The 20,353-nt window shown below is 63.4% G+C and carries 23 protein-coding genes and 1 pseudogene; 16 read left to right on the top strand and 8 right to left on the bottom strand.

Features of this window, described 5'->3' with window-relative positions; translation table 11 throughout:
• Positions 1–140: 140 nt before the first annotated feature.
• Positions 141–1,235 (top strand): HD-GYP domain-containing protein, encoded by a 1,095-nt coding sequence (locus tag G8O24_RS12340; protein WP_188099546.1) that lies wholly within the window; start codon positions 141–143, stop codon positions 1,233–1,235.
• A 10-nt stretch (positions 1,236–1,245) separates the two neighbouring features.
• Here G8O24_RS12340 and G8O24_RS12345 read toward each other — a convergent pair whose 3' ends face one another.
• A complete protein-coding gene (locus G8O24_RS12345; protein WP_188099548.1) occupies positions 1,246–2,826 on the bottom strand; it encodes an AMP-binding protein in 1,581 nt (526 codons plus the stop codon).
• 93 nt (positions 2,827–2,919) lie between these two features.
• Positions 2,920–3,330 carry a VOC family protein gene (locus G8O24_RS12350; RefSeq protein WP_188099550.1) on the bottom strand — a complete coding sequence of 137 codons (411 nt, stop codon included), beginning with the start codon at positions 3,328–3,330 and terminating at the stop codon, positions 2,920–2,922.
• A gap of 108 nt (positions 3,331–3,438) precedes the next feature.
• Between G8O24_RS12350 and G8O24_RS12355 the strand changes: the two genes are divergently transcribed.
• From G8O24_RS12355 to G8O24_RS12375, 5 genes are all read left to right on the top strand, one after another.
• Positions 3,439–4,413: a Bug family tripartite tricarboxylate transporter substrate binding protein gene (locus G8O24_RS12355; protein WP_188099552.1), complete on the top strand. Its 975-nt coding sequence runs from the start codon at positions 3,439–3,441 to the stop codon at positions 4,411–4,413.
• 166 nt (positions 4,414–4,579) lie between these two features.
• Positions 4,580–4,858 (top strand): DUF3551 domain-containing protein, encoded by a 279-nt coding sequence (locus tag G8O24_RS12360; protein WP_188099554.1) that lies wholly within the window; start codon positions 4,580–4,582, stop codon positions 4,856–4,858.
• Between the two features lie 99 nt (positions 4,859–4,957).
• Complete coding sequence (locus G8O24_RS12365) at positions 4,958–5,422, top strand: ArsR/SmtB family transcription factor (protein ID WP_188099556.1); 465 nt, start codon at positions 4,958–4,960, stop codon at positions 5,420–5,422.
• Complete coding sequence (locus G8O24_RS12370) at positions 5,422–5,766, top strand: SRPBCC family protein (RefSeq protein WP_311972322.1); 345 nt, start codon at positions 5,422–5,424, stop codon at positions 5,764–5,766. The genes G8O24_RS12365 and G8O24_RS12370 overlap by 1 nt, the downstream gene beginning before the upstream one ends.
• A 21-nt stretch (positions 5,767–5,787) precedes the next feature.
• Positions 5,788–6,522, top strand: coding sequence for a DUF899 domain-containing protein (locus G8O24_RS12375; protein WP_188099558.1), 735 nt, complete (start codon positions 5,788–5,790; stop codon positions 6,520–6,522).
• A gap of 226 nt (positions 6,523–6,748) precedes the next feature.
• On the opposite strand, the gene G8O24_RS12380 is transcribed toward G8O24_RS12375, so the two are convergent.
• Positions 6,749–7,999 carry a S1C family serine protease gene (locus G8O24_RS12380; RefSeq protein ID WP_188099560.1) on the bottom strand — a complete coding sequence of 417 codons (1,251 nt, stop codon included), beginning with the start codon at positions 7,997–7,999 and terminating at the stop codon, positions 6,749–6,751.
• 197 nt (positions 8,000–8,196) lie between these two features.
• Between G8O24_RS12380 and G8O24_RS12385 the strand changes: the two genes are divergently transcribed.
• From G8O24_RS12385 to G8O24_RS12405, 5 genes are all read left to right on the top strand, one after another.
• The gene (locus G8O24_RS12385; RefSeq protein WP_188099562.1) at positions 8,197–8,814 is read left to right on the top strand and encodes a hypothetical protein; all 618 of its coding nucleotides are present in this window, start codon (positions 8,197–8,199) and stop codon (positions 8,812–8,814) included.
• Positions 8,801–9,175, top strand: a complete 375-nt coding sequence (locus tag G8O24_RS12390) for a winged helix-turn-helix domain-containing protein (RefSeq protein WP_188099564.1) — start codon at positions 8,801–8,803, stop codon at positions 9,173–9,175. The genes G8O24_RS12385 and G8O24_RS12390 overlap by 14 nt, the downstream gene beginning before the upstream one ends.
• Before the next feature lie 30 nt (positions 9,176–9,205).
• Positions 9,206–9,943 carry a di-trans,poly-cis-decaprenylcistransferase gene (locus G8O24_RS12395; protein WP_188099566.1) on the top strand — a complete coding sequence of 246 codons (738 nt, stop codon included), beginning with the start codon at positions 9,206–9,208 and terminating at the stop codon, positions 9,941–9,943.
• Between the two features lie 120 nt (positions 9,944–10,063).
• Entirely contained in the window at positions 10,064–10,591 is a 528-nt protein-coding gene (locus G8O24_RS12400; RefSeq protein WP_188099569.1) for a GNAT family N-acetyltransferase, read from the top strand.
• 76 nt (positions 10,592–10,667) lie between these two features.
• Entirely contained in the window at positions 10,668–11,153 is a 486-nt protein-coding gene (locus tag G8O24_RS12405) for a Crp/Fnr family transcriptional regulator (RefSeq protein ID WP_188099571.1), read from the top strand.
• Here the strand turns inward: G8O24_RS12405 and G8O24_RS12410 are convergent.
• On the bottom strand, positions 11,092–11,919 hold the full coding sequence (locus tag G8O24_RS12410) for a metallophosphoesterase family protein (protein WP_188099573.1): 828 nt from the start codon (positions 11,917–11,919) through the stop codon (positions 11,092–11,094). The genes G8O24_RS12405 and G8O24_RS12410 overlap by 62 nt on opposite strands.
• A 196-nt stretch (positions 11,920–12,115) precedes the next feature.
• Here G8O24_RS12410 and G8O24_RS12415 point away from each other — a divergent pair, with 196 nt between their 5' ends.
• Together G8O24_RS12415 and G8O24_RS12420 are read left to right on the top strand one after the other, a co-directional pair.
• Positions 12,116–12,805 (top strand): DNA-3-methyladenine glycosylase I, encoded by a 690-nt coding sequence (locus G8O24_RS12415; protein ID WP_188099601.1) that lies wholly within the window; start codon positions 12,116–12,118, stop codon positions 12,803–12,805.
• Between the two features lie 200 nt (positions 12,806–13,005).
• Positions 13,006–13,299, top strand: a complete 294-nt coding sequence (locus G8O24_RS12420) for a hypothetical protein (protein ID WP_188099575.1) — start codon at positions 13,006–13,008, stop codon at positions 13,297–13,299.
• Positions 13,300–13,350: 51 nt separating this feature from the next.
• On the opposite strand, the gene G8O24_RS12425 is transcribed toward G8O24_RS12420, so the two are convergent.
• Positions 13,351–13,491, bottom strand: coding sequence for a ComC/BlpC family leader-containing pheromone/bacteriocin (locus G8O24_RS12425; RefSeq protein ID WP_188099577.1), 141 nt, complete (start codon positions 13,489–13,491; stop codon positions 13,351–13,353).
• A gap of 304 nt (positions 13,492–13,795) precedes the next feature.
• Between G8O24_RS12425 and G8O24_RS44285 the strand changes: the two are divergent.
• From G8O24_RS44285 to G8O24_RS12435, 3 genes and pseudogenes are all read left to right on the top strand, one after another.
• Positions 13,796–14,212, top strand: a pseudogene (locus G8O24_RS44285) (tetratricopeptide repeat protein); the annotation flags it as partial.
• 171 nt (positions 14,213–14,383) lie between these two features.
• Positions 14,384–15,580 (top strand): tetratricopeptide repeat protein, encoded by a 1,197-nt coding sequence (locus G8O24_RS12430; RefSeq protein WP_244645833.1) that lies wholly within the window; start codon positions 14,384–14,386, stop codon positions 15,578–15,580.
• 505 nt (positions 15,581–16,085) lie between these two features.
• The gene (locus G8O24_RS12435; RefSeq protein ID WP_188099581.1) at positions 16,086–16,268 is read left to right on the top strand and encodes a hypothetical protein; all 183 of its coding nucleotides are present in this window, start codon (positions 16,086–16,088) and stop codon (positions 16,266–16,268) included.
• Between the two features lie 566 nt (positions 16,269–16,834).
• Here G8O24_RS12435 and G8O24_RS12440 read toward each other — a convergent pair.
• The 3 genes from G8O24_RS12440 to G8O24_RS12450 form a co-directional block, all read right to left on the bottom strand.
• On the bottom strand, positions 16,835–17,296 hold the full coding sequence (locus tag G8O24_RS12440) for an arsenate-mycothiol transferase ArsC (protein ID WP_244645829.1): 462 nt from the start codon (positions 17,294–17,296) through the stop codon (positions 16,835–16,837).
• A gap of 43 nt (positions 17,297–17,339) precedes the next feature.
• The gene (locus G8O24_RS12445) at positions 17,340–17,777 is read right to left on the bottom strand and encodes an NUDIX hydrolase (protein ID WP_188099585.1); all 438 of its coding nucleotides are present in this window, start codon (positions 17,775–17,777) and stop codon (positions 17,340–17,342) included.
• 551 nt (positions 17,778–18,328) lie between these two features.
• Positions 18,329–20,353 (bottom strand): PEP-CTERM sorting domain-containing protein (locus tag G8O24_RS12450; protein WP_188099587.1); only part of this gene is annotated, 2,025 nt, incomplete at its 5' end.

A 20,353-nucleotide genomic window follows, 5' to 3' on the forward strand; every position in this document is an offset into this window, starting at 1 on the left:
TTGTTTCGTCGTTCGGCGGAACCCTGATCCGTAAAATTGCGCGCAATTTCGGCAGGTTCCGTTGAGCACGCCTCTTAAGGGCCGGAGAACCTGATCCGGCCTAGGCTGGCGCCAAATCCCTCCCGTGCTTTGGGGAAGCCATGAACGCGCCAGCCAAATCCGCCGCCAAACGCCGGCTTCTGCTTGCCTCCGACCGGAGCGATGCGAGCACCGAGCTCGCCAGCATCTTGAAGGCTGTCGGCGACGTCTCGACGGTGACGACGGAAGAAATCCCCGAGCAGCCGTCGCGCGAGCTCTCCGGCCTCGTGGTCGACATCAATCTGCGGTCGCCCGAAAGCGTGCAGCGGGTGCGCAACAAGCTGCGCGGCGATGCCTATCGCGCGATGCCGCGCCTGTTCGTGCTGGCAGATGCGCTTCACCACGGCACCATGCAGGCCTGGGCGCTGGGCGCCACCGACACCATCTCGCGCCCGCTTCAGCCCGAGGCGATCCTGCAGCGCATCCGCGCCGCGTTTCCGGACACCGCCGTCTATGACGCGACCGATCGCGGCAAGACGCTCAACCGCGGCGTCGAGGCGGCGCATGCGGTGCTGGCAAAAATGTTCGAGAAGCTGCCGCTCGGCGTGCCCCTGACCTTCGACGACGTCATCGCCGCCGAGAGCAAGATCCTGAAGGCGATCAAGCACTCTTCGCTGCGCGAATGGCTCACCACGGTCGGCTGCCATCATGTCGGCAGCTATCGGCACTGTCTGTTCGTCACCGGCTTTGCGGTCGCCTTCGCCCAGCATCTCGGCATGCGCGAGGACGACCAGCGCCGCCTGACCCGTGCCGCGCTGCTGCACGACGTCGGCAAGGCCTTCGTTCCCTCGAGCCTGCTCGACAAGCCGGGCAAGCTCACCGACGAGGAGATGGCCGAGGTCCGCCAGCATCCGCGCCGCGGCTATGACGCGCTTGCAGCGCAAGGCGGCTTCCCGCCGGAGATGCTGGATGTCGTGCTGCATCACCATGAATTCCTCGATGGCAGCGGCTATCCCAATGGCCTGTCGTCGAACCAGATCAGCGACATCGTCCGCCTGACGACGATCGTCGACATCTACGCCGCGCTGGTCGAGAAGCGCGCCTACCGCATGCCGTTCACCCACTCGCGTGCCTTCACCATGATGGAGGGCATGGGCGCAAAGCTGGACCAGCAGCTCCTGCAGGCGTTCCGCCCCGTCGCGCTGGGATCGTTCTGACGCAGCGCCGCTACCCCAGCATCTTCCTGAGCTCCGCCTTCGCCACCTTCTCCAGCGTCGAGCGCGGCATGTCGTCGACCAGCCTGATCTCGCGCGGCACCTTGAAGTCGGCAAGACCGTTGCGGCAGGCCGCCATCACGCGGTCATGAAGATCCGGCGCGGCGCCGGCGACGCCGCCATGCGGGATGATGAAGACGACCGGCACCTCGTCCAGCATCGGATGCTTCTTCGCCACCACCGCGGCCTCGCGCACGCCCGGGACGAGCGCGATCACCTGCTCGATCTCGGACGCCGCGACGTTCTCGCCGCCGACCTTCAGCATGTCCTTGGCGCGATCGCCGAACTTGATGAAGCCGTTTTCCAGACGCTCGACGCGATCGCCGGTGAGAAAGAAGCCATGCTCGTCAAAGCTCTCGCGCGTCGCCGTTTCGTTGTGCAGATACTCGGCGAACAATGACAGGCCGGGGATGCCTTTGATCGCGAGATTGCCGGTGTCGCCGACTGCGGCCGGCCGTCCGTTATCGTCGGTGATGCGGATCTGATACTCGGGCGCGGCGCGGCCGATCGACATCGGAATGTTGGGCTGGTCGACCTCGCCGATGATGCCATGGGTGATGGTCTCGGTCATGCCCCACCAGCCGATGATCTTGACGCCGAAGGCAGCAAAAGGCGGCGGCTCGTTCACCGCCGTGCCCCACAGCCGGAATTTGTGATCGCGCGGAATATCCTGCTCGAGCAGCGCCTTCATGCAGAACGGTATCGTCGAGGTCCAGGTCGCGCCGTGCTCGCGCGCGACGCTCCAGAACCGGCTGGCGGAGAAGCGCGGCTGGATCACGCAGGAACCGCCGACCCACAGCGTCGCCAGCATCGAATAGGCCAGTGCATTGGTGTGGAACAGCGGCAGATAAGTCTGATGCACATCGCTGGCATGCAGGTCTTCATGCGCGGCATTGATCTTGGCGCCCCACAGTGCGTTGGCGTGCGTCCAGAGCACCGCCTTCGGCCGCGACGTCGTGCCCGACGTATATTGCACGCTGCACGGTGCCAGCGGGTCGGTCGCGCGCGTGGGGCGGTCGGCGCTGTCGGCAAACAGTTGGTCGAAGCCGTCGCCGCGCGCGACCGCATGCGCAGGCGTCGCGCCGGCATCGTGCGCGGTCACCGCCATCCAGCTGACGTTGCGGCAGTTTTGCGCGACCATTTCCGCATAGGCCGGCTGCGTGATGGCAGCGACCGCGCCGCAATGGTCGGCAAAATATTCGATCTCGGCCGGTGCCGAGCGGGTGTTGGTGGTGACCGCGATCGCGCCGAGTTCGACGCAGGCAAACCAGGCCAGCAGCGCCTCGATGCAATTGTCCAGATGAATGAGCACATATTCGCCCGGCTTCACGCCGCGCCTGACGAGCCCCGCCGCCAGCGCGCCGACGCGCTCGTGAAACTCACCATAGCTCCAGCGCCGCGACGGCGCGTCGAACGGCGCCCAGATCAGGAACGGATGGTCACGGCGCACCTCGGCGCGCATCCCGAGCAGCCAGGGTACATCGAGTCCGTCGAACGGGCCCACGATTCCTGAGGCGGTCTGCTGATTTGCCATGCGTCCTCCCGGGCAGCCTGCATCTTGCTGGCGGCTGTCTTCAGATTATTGCGTCTTCCTGCCATCGGATGGCGCGGGAGGCAAACGGGCGCGTCAGTCCGCGTAGGACGAAATCTCGATCAGGCTGCCATCCGGATCGCGGCAATAGACCGAACGCAGCGTGCCGCGGGCGCCTTGCCTCGCAGACGGGCCTTGCTCGATCGCGACACCATGTGCCTGCAAATGCGCCACCACCTCGTCGGGCGTCGCGCTGGTGAGGAAACACAGATCCTCGCTGCCGGCGGTCTGGTGGTCCGCGGTGAACCACTCCACCTTGTCGGCGTCGCGCGGCCGGACGTTGATCTTCTGTTGACCAAACTGAAGCGATGTCCGCGGCGCTTTGCCGCCGCCGGGATCGAACACCTTGACTTCCATGCCGAGGATCTTGCGATACCACTCGGCGGTGACAGTGACGTCGGCGACGTTGATCACGAGGTGATCGAGGGCTTCAACCTTGACCGGCATGCCTTATCCTTTCGTCGCCATGGAACTTGCGCACTTTCCGCGCGTGGTGGGCTTTGTTACAACGCCGCTGACGCTGCCATCAAGAACAACACTGGGAGAACCCTTCAGATGATCACACGCCGTTCCGCGCTCGGTCTGCTCGCCGCCACCCCGCTTGCAGCCAGCCCGCTGTCGAAGGCCTTTGCAGCGGATTATCCGTCCCGGCCGGTGAAGTTCGTGGTGGGCTATCCGCCGGGCGGCGCCACCGACATTCTGGCACGGCTGATCGGCCAGCGGCTGTCGGAGCGGCTGGGGCAGCAATTCGTGATCGAGAACAAGCCGGGCGCCGGCAACAATATCGGCACCGAATCCGTCGTGAACGCAGAGCCCGACGGCTACACCGTGCTGCTAGTCAATCCGGCCAACTACATCAACGCGACGCTCTACGCCAACCTCAAGTTCAACTTCGTCCGCGACATCGCGCCGATCGCCGCGTTCCAGCGCGTGCCGAACGTGATGACCGTCAACAAGGACGTGCCGGCCAAGAATGTCGCCGAGTTCATCGATTATGTGAAGGCCAATCCCGGCAAGGTGAACATGGCCTCCTCCGGCAACGGCACCTCGGTGCATCTGTCGGGCGAGATGTTCATGGCGATGACGGGCTGCAAGATGCAGCACGTGCCCTATCGCGGCGCGGCGCCCGCCATCACCGACATGCTCGGCGGCCAGGTGCAGGTGATCTTCGACAACATGCCCTCGATCATCCAGCACATCCGCTCCGGCTCGCTTCGCGCGCTCGGCGTCACCACCGCCCAGCGCTCGCCCCAACTGCCCGACGTGCCCGCGATCGGCGAGACCGTGAAGGACTACGAGGCGAGCGCGCTGTTCGGTATCGGTGCGCCGAAGAACATGCCCAAGGATTTGATCGCTAAGCTCAACAGTGAGATCAACACGCTGATGAAGGAGCCCGACATGACCAAGCGTCTGATCGAACTCGGCGGCGATCCGCTGTTCGAGACGCCCGAGGCGTTCGGTCAAGAGATCGAGGCGGAGACCGCCAAGTGGAAGAAGGTCGTCGAATTCGCCGGCCTCAAGGTCGAGTAGCGATGTTGTGATGATCGGCAATGGAGCCCCGCCCAGCGGCGGGGCTTTTTCTTGCCTAGTCCGGCGATCCGGACTGGAATAAAATGGCGCGACGAAACCTGATGATAGACGAAACCTGATGATACATGGCGGCGTATCTCGCGCCGCGAAGAGAGGAGTTGGGATCATGCGCAAGACGCAATTGGCACTGCTGACGCTCGGCGCGGCGGTCCTTGCCGGCTTTGTCACCGCCACCCCCGCCGCGGCGCGAGACTATCCGTGGTGCGCACAGGGCGGTGAGTATGACTATCCCGGCGAGTGTGCCTACAGCACCTATGAGCAGTGCCAGGCCAGCGTGTCCGGCCGCTTGCTGTACTGCGACCGCAACCCTCGCTTTGCCTTCGGCCTGGAACAGGTCCCGCCGACCCGGCCGCATCGGCGCGTCCGGCCTGCCGCGCCGTACTGACCGCAAGCTTTTCCACCCCGACGCTCGGGCCGTCGCGCAGGCGACCGCGCGAGCGGGTTGCCGCTTGACGTCCTGCTGCTTGCGTCTATACTAAACTTTATGGTTAAGTATCACGACGAAGCGCTCGATCGCACCTTTGCTGCGCTGTCTGACCCGACGCGGCGTGCCTTGCTTGCGCGTCTCGGCGAGCAGGACAGTCTGTCGGTGACCGAGCTGGCGGCGCCGTTCTCGATCTCGCTACCTGCGATCATGAAGCATCTCGACGTGCTCACGGATGCGGGCCTGATCGTGCGCGAGAAGACCGGGCGCACGGTCGCCTGCCGGATCACCGCGCAGCCGATGGAGCAGGCGATGAACTGGCTCAATCGCTACGCCCAGTTCTGGTCCGAGCGTTTCGACCGCCTTGCCGCCTTTGTGGAGGACGAACCATGGTCGACCCAGCCGCCAACACGGCCGAACGGGCAAGCGAAGGTCCAAGCGAAGGTCCAAGCCTCACCCTCACGCGCCGGCTCCGCGCGCGCCCGGAAAAAGTCTTCGCCGCCTGGACGCAAGCCGCGCAGCTAGTGCAATGGTTCGGCCCGCCGAGCACGAAGCCTGCGACGCTGAACGCCGAGCTCGATGTTCGCACCGGTGGCCGCTACCGCATCTCGTTCACCCGCGACGACGGCGAATATTTCGAGGCCGGCGGGATCTACCGCGAGGTGGTGCCGAACGAGCGGCTGGTATTCACCTGGGCCTGGCATTCGACGCCGGAGCGCGAGTCGCTGGTGACGATCACGTTGAAGCCCGACAGCGCCGGCACGCTGATGATTTTCCATCATGCCCAGTTCTTCGACGAGACCGCGCGCGACAACCACCAGCGCGGCTGGAGCTCGTTCTTCGACAAGCTCGACGCCTTCGTCGCCTGATCCCTGTCAGAGGAGCATAGCATGCAGCAACATCAGATCGTCTCGCGCGAGCAATGGGTCGCGGCCCGCAAGGCCCATCTGGCGCACGAGAAGGAGTTTTCAAAAGCCCGCGAGCGTCTCGCCGAGGAGCGCCGTGCTTTGCCCTGGGTGAAGGTCGACAAGAACTACATATTCCAAGGGCCGGACGGCAAGGTGACGCTCGGCGATCTCTTCCGGGGGCGCCCGCAACTCGTGGTCCAGCACGTGATGTTCGCGCCGGATTGGGAGGCGGCATGCAAGAGCTGCTCGTTCTGGGCCGACGGCTTCGAGCGCATGGTGCCGCATCTGGCGGCGCGTGACACCACCATGGTCGCAGTGTCGCTGGCGCCCGTCGACAAGCTCGAGAAGTTCAAGAAGCGGATGGGCTGGACGTTCGACTGGGTGTCGTCGGGCGGCAGCGACTTCAACTCCGATTACGAGGTCTCGTTCACGCGCGAGCAGATCGAGAAGGGCGTACCGAAATACAATTTCGGCACCACGCCGTTCTATGGCCCCGAGCTGCCCGGCATCAGCGTGTTCTACCGCAACGACGCCGGCGAGATCTTTCACACCTATTCCTGCTTCGCCCGCGGCCTCGACATGATGAACGCGGCCTATCAATATCTCGACCTCACGCCGCTCGGCCGTCATGAGGAGGGGCTGCCCTATCCAATGGACTGGGTTCGCCTGCGCGACGAGTACGAGCCGCAGGCCAAGAGCGCGTGCTGTCACGGGTGAAGGGGGGTGGTGGGTCTTGTTGCCAACCGTCTGAGCTGTTCTCGTCATCCTGAGGTGCCCGTCCTGCAAAGCAGGGCGGGCCTCGAAGGGCGACAGCCCAGCTGCATCTCGGCCGTTCATCCTTCGAGGCTCCCGGCGCGATGCTACGCGCATCGCGCCACTCGCGCCTCCAGCGACAACGGCTTCGCCGTTGCGCGGGGATGACGGGATCGGCAGCGTTGCCTCTTTACTTCTTCGCGTCGGCCTGCTCCGTGCCCTTGCACGAGATCAACATCGTGTAGGCGCGGGCATTGCCGGCGATCTCCGTGGTCTTGAGCTCGCCCTTCGGCTCGGCCGTCTGGTACGGCACCACCGAATTGTCGAGAAAATCGCGCAGCGCGCCGGTCTTGATGGCGAAGTTGATGTTCTCGGGGATGCTGCCGGTGGCTGCCGCGACGCGCAGCCCATCGAGCTTCCCGGTGACCACGCCAACGAGCTGACCGGTCGTGTCGAACATCGGGCCTCCGCTGTTGCCGGGCTGTACCGGCGCACTGATCTGCAGGAAGCGCGAATCGTTGCGCATGCCGCTGAGCGAACTCACAATGCCTGTCGTCACGGTGAAGTCCGACGTCAGCAGCCCATGAAAGGGAAAGCCGATCGCGACAACGGAATCGCCGGACCGGATCGGGCGGTCGCGGATCCGCGCAAATTCCTTGAACGTCGCCGTCGATGGCGCCTGTAAGAGGGCCAGATCGTTGTTCGCATCAGCAGACACGACGCGCAATACCATCGCGGCTTCCCCAGTGAGATTGCCCTTGAGCTCGCCGCAACCGTCGATCACGTGGTTGTTGGTGACGATATGGCCGGCGGCGCTGACCACAAAGCCGGTGCCGAAGCCACTCTTGGCTCCTTTACCGGGCTTGCCGGCCGGCGGCGTGCCTTGCTTGTCTGCCGCGGCTGCTGGCTTCGCGGCACCCTTGGTGAAATCGCCGGCCTTGTCGAGCCCGTCGGCCTTCATCCGGGTCACGCAATTGGCCAATGCGGCGATCACTGGACCGGTTGACCTGAGGTCGAAATTCAGGACCGCGCGGCCGGCCGTCGCGACCATCAGGCTCGCCTTCTGGAACGTACGCACCACATTCAGCGGCATGACGGCCGTGAGCATGTCGGGCCGGTGCGCCGTGGCGTATAGCCGGGCTTGCTCCTGCCCGTCGAAGGTCACGTCAATCGCAGCGTTCTCATCTTTGTTGAAATGATAGCCGGGACTGGCAAAGGCGAGCGACCAGATGCCGGCGGCATTTTGGCTCACGACGAGGATGACGCCGTTCGCATAAGGCGCCGTCGCCGCGCAATGGGAGAAGGCGCCCGTCTCGTCATTGCTGAAGGCGCCGCCGACCCAGCCGCCGACATTGACGGTGCCAAATGGTCCCTTTGCATGCGCTGTCCCAACAAGACACAGATGCAGCAGAGCCGCAGCAACGAACGATCTTAACCACATGACTTCCCCCAGAACTCAATGGCGGCATCTTAGCTGCGCGGGCAGGCGTCGCGCAACCGGCAGTTGTTTGTTCGGATTGCTCGCGGGCGGCTCACTTTCTGGCTTGCCTTTACTTTGCGCTCCGATATACTTTGCGATACAAAGTGACCGGGCAAGCCGGTCCGTAAGCCGGGTGGAGCGGAGTTTTGGCGTTGCCGATGCGCGATCTCGACAAGGCGCTGGCCGACATCGTGGCGATCCGCAGCCAGATTGCGGCCGGCACGGCGTTCCGCGGTTACGGTCCGGCGACAATGGCGGCGACCGGCGCGGTCGCGCTGCTCACCGCGGTCCTGCAATTCTGGCTGCTCGGCGATCCCACCAGCGAGCCGCTTGGCTTCTTCTTCGGCTGGTTCGTTGCTGCCGCGCTGTCCGGCCTGATGATCTGGATCGAGATGCGGGCGCGTTCGCATCGTCATCATTCGGGCCTGGCCGACGCCATGATTCACCAGGCGGTCGAGCAGTTCCTGCCGGCGGGTGTCGCCGGTGTCCTGCTTGCGGTGGTGATGTGGAAGTTCGCTTCCGAGACGCTGTGGCTCCTGCCGGGGCTGTGGCAGATCCTGGTCTCGCTCGGCATTTTCGCGTCCGTCCGCTCGCTACCACGCAGCGTGGCGTTCGCAGGCGCCTGGTACTTCGTCTCGGGGTTTGCGGTGGTGGTGCTGGCGAGCCGGAGCCACATGCTGTCGCCATGGACCATGGGATTGCCCTTCGTGATCGGCCAATCGGTGATGGCGGCCATTCTGTATTTTGCGTCCGGAGACAATGATGTCGAAGACTGACAGCGCGCCTTTTTCCTATGAAGGGCTCGACCGTGTGATCCACGAGAAGGCGAGGCTCGGGCTTCTGACCTCGCTGATGGCTCACCCGAAAGGCCTTGCGTTCGCGGACCTCAAGCAGCTTTGCGGCCTCACCGACGGCAATCTCAGCCGTCACCTCGCCGTGCTCCAGGAAGCAGGTCTCGTCGAAGTGACGAAGGGCTATGAGGGCAATCGCCCGCACACCACCTGCCGTCTGACCAAGGCCGGACGTCGCCGCTTCCTCGACTATCTCGCCGTGCTCGAGCGGCTGGTGCGCGACGCCGCAAAGGCCGCGGGCCGCGAGGCGCCGCCGCTCGGCCGGCTTGGCATGATCTCGACCTGATCCTCCCTTTTTTTGACCGGAGACTTTGCAATGCAAAGTGACATGACCTCTCGCGAGAAGCTTCACGTCGGCATCATCATGGATGGCAACGGACGATGGGCGACGCGGCGCGGCCTGTCGCGCGCGCGCGGCCACGAGGCCGGCGTCGAGACCATCCGCCGCATCGTCGAGGCCGCGCCCAAGCAGGGCATCGGCACGCTGACGCTTTATGCATTCTCGACCGACAATTGGCGCCGCCCCAAGGCCGAGGTCGCCGCGCTGATGACGCTGTTGCGCTTCTATCTCGCCCATGAGGTGCAGGCCCTCGTCAAGAATGGCGTGCGTCTCTCCGTGATCGGCCGCCGCGACCGCTTGCCGGACGGAATCGCCACGGCGATCACTCGTGCCGAGGAGGCGACCGCGCACGGCACCACGCTGCATCTGCGCATCGCCGTCGACTATTCCGCGCGCGACGCCATTCTGAACGCCGCGGCGAAGGCGGCGGCACTGACCAGCCTGACCCGCGAAGCCTTCTCGCAGCTTGTCACCGGCGAGGCCGGGTTGCGCGACGTCGATCTCATCATCCGCACGTCAGGGGAAAAGCGGCTGTCCGACTTCCTGCTCTGGGAAGGCGCCTATGCGGAGCTGCATTTCACCGAGCGGATGTGGCCCGAGTTCGATGCAGGCGATCTCGCCGAGGCGCTCGCCTCATTCCATGGTCGCGAGCGTCGCTTCGGCGGGCTTCAGACCGTCATGCCGGAAGAGGTGCCGGCGCTGTCGCGCGTGTGACGCGCCGCACGGAGTGCAATCGGTTCGTTTCCGGCCGCGAGATTGGCGGCCATGTCCAAGCGGCAAGCGCGTCGCCTCGGATAGGTGTGCAGTCATTGCAACCTGCCGAGAGCCTCGCGCATGTCACAGCCATTTCCGAACGCCGTCGTCGCTTCAAACGAGACGAGCGGCACGGTCCGCATCAGGACCGCCAATGTTTCCGATGTGGAGGGCCTCTCGAGCTATTTCACGGGCCTCTCCCCGACGTCGCGCAACAAGCGCTTCATGGGGGCGCGGGCGGACTCTTCGGCTGTTGCGGCCGAGTGCCTTGCCAAGGCCGGCCATCCCGATCACTTCACCTTGCTCGCCGAATTCACGCTGGAGGGCCAGCGCACGATCATCGGCGAAACGCGATATGCTTACGATGCGGCTGCGCGGTCGGGGGACTTCGCCATCTCCGTGACCGACGTCTTCCAGCGCAGAGGCGTCGGCCTGCAAATGATGGCGGCGATGGAGCGGCATGCGAGCAATCTCGGTCATGACATGATTGCAGCCGAAACGGCGCGGACCAATGCCGAGATGCGCGGTCTTGCCAGGAAGGCCGGCTTTGAGGATACGGGCCTTGGCGACTGGCAACCGGTCCACTTCGCAAAACGCCTGTCGCGATAGCCATCTTTCGGATTTGCCGCGTGGCACGGATCGTGCTCTAGTATCGTCCCGAATATCCCGACGGGAGCTTTCGGCGATGCGTGCGGTTCTGGACTATTGCACCGGTGGAACGAAGCGGCAGGTCGCGGCCGGGACGCTCGTCCTCACCGAGGGTGGTACCAGCGGACATCTCTACGTGCTGATGCAGGGCAAGCTCGAAGTGCTCAAAGGCGACATGGTGGTGGCGACCGTCACCGAGCCCGGCGCGGTGCTGGGAGAAATGTCGGTGCTGCTGGGCCAGCCGCACACCGCAACGGTGCGGGCCTGTTCGGATGCGGTGATCTACGAATTCGAGGATGCCGCCTCTTTTCTCAAGCAGGAGCCGGAGGTGGCGCTCCTGATCGCAAAACTGCTGGCGCAGCGACTCAACGTCGCCAACACCTATCTCGCCGATCTCAAGCGGCAATATGCCGGCCACGGCACGCATCTCGCGATGGTCGGCGAAGTGCTCCAGAGCATGATCAACCTGCCGCCGCTCGAGGTCTCGCCAGGCTCGGATCGGCAATCCGACCCAAGGATGTGAGCCAGTCCGGCGGCTCTTCGATGGTGGATGCCGGCCGCTTCAGCGGCGCGCCGAGATCGATCCACTGTGCTTCGCCGGCCGCAAGCCAGAACGCCTTGTTCTCTTCGAGATCCAGAACAATATGCGTGGGGGGGCGCCCGGGCTGCAGGCCGGTGTTGAACACCCAGGTCTGGCCGATCCGGTCGAACCACGAGCCGTCCTTGATGAAGGGCGATTGATGCACATGGCCCGAGATCACCATGGACGGCTGGTACTGCATGATCCACTGCACCAGCTCGACATCGCCGAAGAAGCGCTTGCCACCCCAGCTCGTCGGTGAATTTGCCGGCGGCGCGTGGTGCGCCCAGATCCAGCGCTGCGGACGACTGAGAGATGCATCGCGAAGCTGGTCGGCGATACGCTGCTTGACGAGCGGCCCGTCCCACCATGGGCACACCGTGAATAGCGTGTCGCCGATGGTCAGATTGTCGCCGTCGCAGGCGATGCCGAGCTCGCGCAGTTCCGAGATCCAGCGCGAGACCTTCTCGCCCTCCGCATTGCGCTCGTCGAGATCGTGATTGCCGGAGCAGAGGATCAAGCGGGTCTGCGCAGCGATCAGTGCGAGGTACTTCTTCATCACCACGATCTGCGCGCGAAAATCAACCATCGAGCCGATGTCGAGCGCATCGCCGGCGAAGATCAAGAGATCGAAATGCGGTGCCGCGCTGACCAGCCAGTCGAGCTGCGGCAGCGAGTAATGGAGGTCGGCTACGACCAGGCAGCGCATCGAAGATCCGTCGGCGGGTGCGGGAAAAAAGCTGGGAATTCCAAAATGTTATGAAGCAAGAAGCAGACCAGCGCGGCTGGCTCGGCCGCTTGAGCATGCTGCGGGACGGGGGAATGCGCAAGTGGCGGTAGCGTCGCAGGGCTGGACCGGATCGCCGAATTCTGGTGTCGTGAACGTCTTCAACGCCGGTGTCTGCATGACCTCCTTCAAGACCATTCGTGCCCGTGCCGAGAAGCGCAAAGGCGGGCCCAAGGCGCTCGAAAGGCTGATGCCCGACAAGCCCGATCTGAAGGGTCTGGCAAAGCTCGGCGACGATCGCATCCTCGCCGAGATGACGAAACGAGTGTTTTGCGCAGGCTTCGCCTGGAGCGTGATCGACGCGAAATGGGACGGTTTCGAAGCCGCCTTTCTGCGCTTCCAGCCGGCCAAGCTGTCCTTCCAGCCCGAAGACTATTGGGAGGGCCTGCTGCGCGATGCGCGGATCGTGCGCAACGGCGCCAAGATCATGTCGGTGCGCGACAACGCCGCCTTCGTGCAGGAGATCGCAAAAGAGCACGATAGCTTCGGCAAGTTTCTGGCGAAATGGCCGCCGTCCAATGAGATCGGCCTGCTCGATCTCCTCGCCAAGCGCGGTAGCCGGCTCGGTGGCAACACCGGCCAGATGCTGCTGCGCTTCGTCGGCTGGGACGGCTTTGTCACCTCCAAGGACGTCGTCGCCTGCCTGCGCGAGGCCGGCCTCGACATCGCCGAAGAGGTCAAGTCCAAGGGCGATCTCGCCAAGGTGCAGGCGCAGTTCAACGCCTGGGCCGACGAGACCGGTCTGCCCTACACTTATCTGTCGCGCATTTGCGCACTGTCGGTTGGTGAGAACCGGAGCGAGTATTAGCGCGGTGCATGGATCGTGAAGATCATGTGTCGATTCCGCGCCGTCTGCGCGGCAGATGCGCCTGATGATCACGAAATGAATTTTGCAGGAACATTTGTGCGCAGCACCCGTTCGGGAGCTTGAACCAGGTGACGGAGGCGGAGGGAACACGCGTTCCGGCTCAGCGCCATGAAACTCTAACGACAGAAGCGGAGCAGCTCATGAAGCTCACATCCGAACAGGTGAAGCAGACCGTCAACCAGCTCGGCGCCCAGGTATTGCCCGACGAGCATCCCGCCATGCCTCAGCTCAACAGCATGTTCGGTGAACACACCTTCTTCGTCGACGAAATGGGCTTGAAGGTTCTCGAGCCGACGCCTTCGCTGAGCGCGGAACGTCAGACCGGCGAAGTCGTCAGTCTCGCCGACTGGAGCGATGCGGACCTGACGCGGCTGATGGCACACGAGCCCGAGCCGACCGGCGTGATCGTCGTATTCGAGCAGGTCAGGCATTGAGATCGCGAGGACGAGGGCCGCGCATGGCCCTCGTCCGGATCCTGGATGAGATCAGGGGCGGTCGAGCGGACGGCGAAGGTCGCCCGGGCCTCCGAACAGACCGCGGAAGAAGCCGGCAATGCTGCCCCAGAAGCTTCCGCCGGCGATCGTCTCGAGTTCCTTCTCCGTCAATTCGCGAACCATGTTCTGCATGGCGATCTCCTCAATCATATCGGCCGGACCATTCCGCGCGCGATGGCGGGAGAATGTTGCGAATGAGGCTATCTCGCCGTGATGACGGGCACACAGGCGAATACTAGCGTCGCCTCGCCCTTACCTCGGCGAGGGCCTGCCCGGGCTCCAGAAACGCCGCGCCACGCGCAACCCCCACGCAATCTTCGCCTGCTGAGATGTCGTCGACCGCGACGCCGAAGAAGCGGGGGTGGGCCCGTTCATCTGCCGTTTGGACAGAAGCCGCTGCCGCCACCGGGCGGGCCGTCGCCATAACGGGATTGAGATGAGCACAGCAGCCGTCCTCTGCGCCGCGGGTTTTCAGCATTTTAGAGACGGGCGGCATCTCGACGCCAGTAGCTGCTGTCAGCAGGCCCTCGACATCGATGCGGAGCATACCGACGCCCAGCATCTTCAGGGGCTCCTGCTTCTCCACGCCAGGCAATACAGCGACGCGCTGGAGTGGATCGTCCGCGCGATTCGGCGCGCGCCCAAGCCGGAATACCTTGCAAGTTTCGCTGAAGTGCTGCAGCAACATGGACGCTGCGAGGAGGCGCTCGGCGTGCTCGACAAGGCGATTCAGCTTCGCGCCGACGACGCCGCCTTGTGGTGCCAGCGCGGTGATGTCTTCATTCAGCAGGCTCGCTTCGCGCAAGCCCTTCCGAGCCTTCAACACGCGCTCAAGCTCGATCCCCGTCATCAGGGCGCGCTCTACAAGAGCGGAGCTGTGCTCCACAAGCTCGGGCGGAACGAGGAGGCGCTTGTCAATCTTGATCTCGCTGACGGCCTGTTCCCGAACCATGTCCCCACGCTGCGGACGCGGGCATGGGTTCTCTATTGCCTGAAACGATATGAGGAGTCCGCGAACGACGGCATGCGGGCCCATCAACTCGATCCCGACAATGCCGAGATCTGCAACAATCTGGGCCTTGCGTTGCGGCGGCTTCGCCGAAACCAGGAGGCGCTGGCATGGTTCGAAACGGCGATCGAGATTCGGCCGCGCTTTGCGGATGCCTTCGACAACAGTCTGGTCGCACTGTTCCACCTTCATCGCTTTGACGAGGTTTTTGCGCTGGCTGATCGCATGACATCTCTCGGGCTGAACACTACGGTGACCGAGTGGAACGTGTCTCTGGCCCACCTGCTGACCGGCAATTTCGAAGCCGGCTGGCGCGGACACCAGACCCGGTTGAAGCTGCCTTCGGCCAAATACCACCGGTTTCCGCAACCGATGTGGCTGGGTGACGAAGACATCGAGGGAAAGACGATCCTGGTCGTGGCGGACGAGGGATTGGGCGACACCGTTCAATTCGTTCGCTACGTCCCCATGCTGGCGGCGCGCGGGGCCCGCGTTGTTCTCGTCGTTCAGGACCCGCTGCATCGCCTGATGTCGACGCTGAGGGGCGCGGCCCAATGCATTCCGATGTCGGCTGTCGGCACGCCGCCGCCGTTCGATTTGCACTGCCCGGTCTCGAGCCTTCCGCTGGCGTTCAAGACCCGTCTCGACACGATCCCGGCGGACATGCCGTATCTGCCGTCCCTTCCGGATCGCCACGTCAAGGCCTGGGAAGATCGCCTTGGTCCTCGAACCAGGCTCCGGGTCGGTCTGGCCTGGTCCGGCGATCCCTCGCATGTCAATGACGAGACCCGCTCCATTCCACTGCGAACGCTGTCCCGTATCCTCGACGTCGACGCCACCTTCGTCAGCCTGCAGAAGGCCCCGCGTCCGCATGATGCGGCGGTGTTGCGCGAGCGCAGCGACATCGTCGACCTGACCGCTGATCTCACCGACTTCGCGGATACCGCAGCCTTGATCAGATGCCTTGATGTTGTGGTCACCGTCGATACCAGCGTCGCCCATCTCGCCGGCGCGCTCGGCTGCCCGACCTGGATCCTGCTGCCGTGGACGCCCGACTACCGCTGGCTGCTGGAGCGCGCAGACAGCCCCTGGTATCCGAGCGTGCGTCTGTTCCGGCAGACCGAGACATGTGAATTCGAGACCGTGCTGGACCGCGTCCGCGACGAATTGCGTGCACGGACCGCCGGTGGTCACGTCGTCATCGGCGCGTGAGCCGAGCGATCTGACCGTGGACGCCGGCGGCCAGGCTTTGGGCGCGTGTTGCCGCAGCAACGCTGCCTGTTGTGCCGCAGAAGCGCCCGTGGACGGTATGGCCAATTGGAGCCGCCGCGCGGCTTTTTCGTCGCAAGTCAGGAACTTCCTGGTCGTGCTTTCATTGCCCGACAAGCCATTACCATGGAGACGGCAATGATCCGCTTGGTCGCAGTTACCCTCTCGGCTCTGTTGGCGGCAACGCCCGTGGCTTACGCTCAATCTGGCAGCGCAAGTTCCTCCGGCAGCGCGAGTTCTAGCGGTAGCGCAAGTTCCAGCAGCAGCGGAAGCGGGCAGAGTTCTTCCCCGGCAACCACGACCGGGCAGGGACAGGGCGGGTCAACCGCCAACCCAGATCAGAAGAAGTAGTGGGGAGGTGGCCGCCTTGGTTGGCGCGCCTGTCGTCGAACGCACGCATGGTGGAACTGGTTGACCGGGACGGACCATCTGTGCTGAACATTGCACCATGCGAAAACTCGTCTTTGCGACAGTGGTGATCACCATTTCCTGGTCGAACATTTGGTTGGCCTGGGGAGACGCATACCTCGTTTGCTTGTTGGCAGTGATTGCCGGGTACGCCGTCGATGCCGCCTATGTCATCGCCTATCACCGGCACAGTGCATGGATAAAGCGGCTGGTATCAGGTTGATCATCCGGCGCGCGAGCTATGGCTTTGGAGGGCGTTGGCCGCGGCTTCATTCTGGCCAGTCCAATGTCGTCGGACCCACGACCGGCGTTGGGTGCAACGTCGTGGCCTCAATAGACCGGGTGCTGCGCAGGCCCATCCCGCTGTCAGTGCCCGCAATCGGCTAAAGCTCGCGGCTGGTTCATGCAAGTTTGCAACGCACAGAACCGCCGCCCCAAAGCCGAGCTGATGCGCTTCCTGTTCAAGTCCTTGCTGCTGGCGTCCGTGATTGTTTCAGCTGTCCCTGAGCGTTCGCTCGCGTATCTGAGCACGGGCTCGCCGCTGTGTACAAACTGGAAGCGCGAATGTAGTCGGCTTTGGCGCCCCGGGACAAAGCATTATGCCCAATGCATGGCGCAGCCGCTGGCTGTTAGTGATTGCGCGACTGACAATCTTCTCGGGCCGACCAATCTCTGCGATAATTGGCTCAGCGCATGTGCGCGGCTATACGGCGCAAACAGTCGTGCCTACCGAGCCTGCATGAGACAACCGCAGGCTCGCATCGATTGCGGCGCATCGGTCCGCTGACTCTATCGAGTGACCGGGTGGTCCACAGATGGAAGAGCGGCAATCAGATCGCGCACGTGCTTATCGATCATCGCAAGGGCAACAGAGGGAGGCGCGAACTCGACGTCATCGACATGCCAATAGGTCACGCGGGCTGCGGCTGTCGGAAACCGATGCTCGATCAGGGCGCGATGCTCTGCTTCCTTGAGCGCAATGACCAGCCTGGCCGCGCCGAAATCGGCCAGCGAGCATGGCTGCGGGTTGCGCGCTGCTCCCTCCGGATGGATTCCCTTTGCCTGCAGCCGATCCAGCGCCAATATCGACATCGGGCCGATATTGTTGGGCGAGCCCCGTTCGGCAGCTCCTCTCGAAAACGCGCGCCATCCGAGACCTTCGGCCTCCGCAATGTGGTTGAAAAGCTCCTCCGCGTACCGGCTGCGATAATAGTTTCCGGTGCATAGGAAGAGGACTTTGCTCAGCGACATCATTCTCCTCGCAAGGTCTTGACCCGTTAACGTCTTGGCGCGTTCATGAGGACGACGCCGAACCATTCAGGAATGCCCTTACGGCAATCACGGTCATCGGCGTCATCTCGGATCTGAATTTTGAAAGCTCTGATGGATGAACGATGACCAGGTTGCCCTCGGTCACCACAAGGTCGGAGCTGGTCACGTTGCGGGCAACAAAGACTTCCCCGTTGACATGCCGTGCGATGTTCTCGGGGTCGGCTCCGTGCAACTTGACCAGGAACTCGAAATCATCAGGAGACGCCTTGTAACCAATCTCCTCGGCCACTTCTCGCACGATGCATTCGAGTGGGCTCTCGGGTGGTTCGCGGCGTCCGCCAAACAACGCGATTTTGCCGGGGTGCACGATCCCCGGGACATTGTCCCTCAGCTGAAACAGCAGCTGACCCGATTGATCAACCAGAATCGCGGCAGCAAAGTCCCGGATGTCCTGCTTCAAGAGAGTGCCCCGTTTCATCCCATCCAAGACATGTTAGCCGAAGAATGAGTTGCTCCCGCAACACTCCCTATCGCTGAATGCGCATCTCGAGCGGGAGAGCAACAGGCCAGCTGCAGCCGGCCTTGCCACTCGCCATCGGCGGATAAACCCTGCGCATGTGCTTGATTTTGCTGGCGCGCCAGTCAGGATAAAGATGGGCACTCCAACTACTGGCGAATTTCTGTCAGCTTGTGCCCGGCTTTTCAAGCTGGCACGTGAAATCGACCGCGAATGGGGCTCGCGGAGGGCGTCATTCGTGAGCGAATTGAACCCCAATCGTTCCCGATTAGTCTTGGATTGCGAAATCCAACGGAGGAGCTGGCGAGGACTCAGTAGGCCAGCGGATTGACGCCGTTCAGCAGGTTTCGACCAGGGATGCGATGCCCGGCCTCCCGCCAGGCGTGACGCAATTGCAACTCTGACGCTCTAGGTACGGGAGCAAGTAAGTGACTCAATCTAAAAGAAAGAGGGCTGCGGCGTGCAGCCCTCTTATCTCATTGTGTCGATCCCTATTAAGCGAGGCTGAGTCTTGGACGCCGCACCTTCCGCCAGCTCATGAAGCCGAGGCCCGCAAACCCGATGATCATCATCGCCCAGGTTGACGGCTCCGGAACGGCGCTGACTTGGTAGTTTCCGATGGCGTAGTCGAAGGCAAAGCCATCTCCGACGGCTTGCGACGTCAAATTCCAGTACAGCCCCACGCTGAGATTCCCAGTGTACGGTCCAAAGTCCAGCGTGTTATTGCTGAAGAAGGACTCGGCGCTCGCCAGATCGCTCCACAAATAATTGTGATTAATACCGTTGATCACGATGTCCAACGCCATCGACGAGAAGCCGCCACCCGAGAAACCGTGGTCGAGGAAGGTGAGGAGCACGTCGCCATTCTGCGCGATGTTAGAGAACTGCGCACTGGTATTGTAGGTCAGACTCTCTCCGATACCACCGTAGCCAATCGACATCGCGCCAATTGCGAGCGCTCCGCCTGTTGATGGTGAAAGAATTGCGGTTGACAGGCTCTGGCCCACGACGATGGGCGGAACCGAGGCAATGCCAGACGTTCCAATTGACACTTGAGTTACAGCGCTGGCCGGGCCACCGACCGGAGAACCAGCCGACGTGTAAACCCATCCAAGCGAACTCTGCGTTTGGCTGCTGGCTGAAGCATACCCGGCCGAAGCACCGGTGATTTGGGCGGTCGCAGCCGCGGCGCCGCCTTGACTACCACCGGAACTGGTGCCGCCTACCGCATTGGCATTAGCGTAGACAGTGGCCGAGTTTGCCGTTGTCACGCTGGTGAGTGCAGTCGCTGACCCACCATAGCCGTTGCTGCCGCTTTCGGCGTAGCCACCGTTACCGCTGTAAGCGTAAGTATTGGCGTTGATATTGGAAGCCGAATTGTTGACGGACAGCGTCGACGAAGCGTTCCCGCCGGCACCTGCCGTTCCGACCGCGGGATAACCGTTGCCGTATGACGAGCCGCCGCTGCCACCGTAGGCCGACTGGTTCAGATATAACTGGCCAGTCGTCGAGCCGGAGATGATGTTGTTGGCATTCGCAGAGGCGCCATTGCCGCCGCTGGCGCCGTAGTACCCGTTGCCGCCCGATCCGCCGCTGATGTTGCCATAGACTTGCACGTAACCACTGTCGGATGTCGCGGATGCGGAGGCCGTGCCACTTGCGCCATTGCCTCCGGTATTGCCGGCGTAATAAGCATCACCACCGCGTCCGCCGGTCCCATTGACATTTGCGTAAGCGCTGTTCGCCCCGGTGCTCGTTGCAACAGCGGTCGCCGCGGCGGCGCCGCCGGAACCGCCTACACCCCCTCCACCGGTCCCCTGGGCATTGCCGCCCGAGCCACCTCCAGCGTAGGCACTCGCACTGGACGAACTGCCCGTCGAACTCACATTCGCGCTCGACAGGGCCGCGCCGCCGGCAAGACCATTACCTGTCCCCACGCCGCCGCCGTTACCGCCATACGCAGCAGAGCCGCCTGCGGCGTAGCCGGTGGCTGTGAGTGTCAGCGTCGACGTACCCGTTCCAGCAACGCCAGAATTACCGCCGCCGTCCGCAAAGCCGCCGGACCCACCAGCAGCAGTGGAATTGGTGTTCAGATAAGAAGCCGTCGTATCGTTCACGGACAGCGTGGATGATGCGTTGCCACCTGCGCCGGCCGTGCCGACTGCGGGATAGCCGTTTCCGGACGACGAACCGCCGCTTCCGCCAGAGGCGGACTGGTTCAGATATAACTGGCCAGTCGTCGAGCCGGAGATGATGTTGTTGGCATTCGCAGAGGCGCCATTGCCGCCGCTGGCGCCGTAGTACCCGTTGCCGCCCGATCCGCCGCTGATGTTGCCATAGACTTGCACGTAACCACTGTCGGATGTCGCGGATGCGGAGGCCGTGCCACTTGCGCCATTGCCTCCGGTATTGCCGGCGTAATAAGCATCCCCACCGCGTCCGCCGGTCCCATTGACATTTGCGTAAGCGCTGTTCGCCCCGGTTCTCGTTGCAACAGCGGTCGCCGCGGCGGCGCCGCC

Origin of the sequence: Bradyrhizobium campsiandrae (assembly GCF_014529705.1) — a bacterium.
Taxonomy (GTDB): domain Bacteria; phylum Pseudomonadota; class Alphaproteobacteria; order Rhizobiales; family Xanthobacteraceae; genus Bradyrhizobium; species Bradyrhizobium campsiandrae.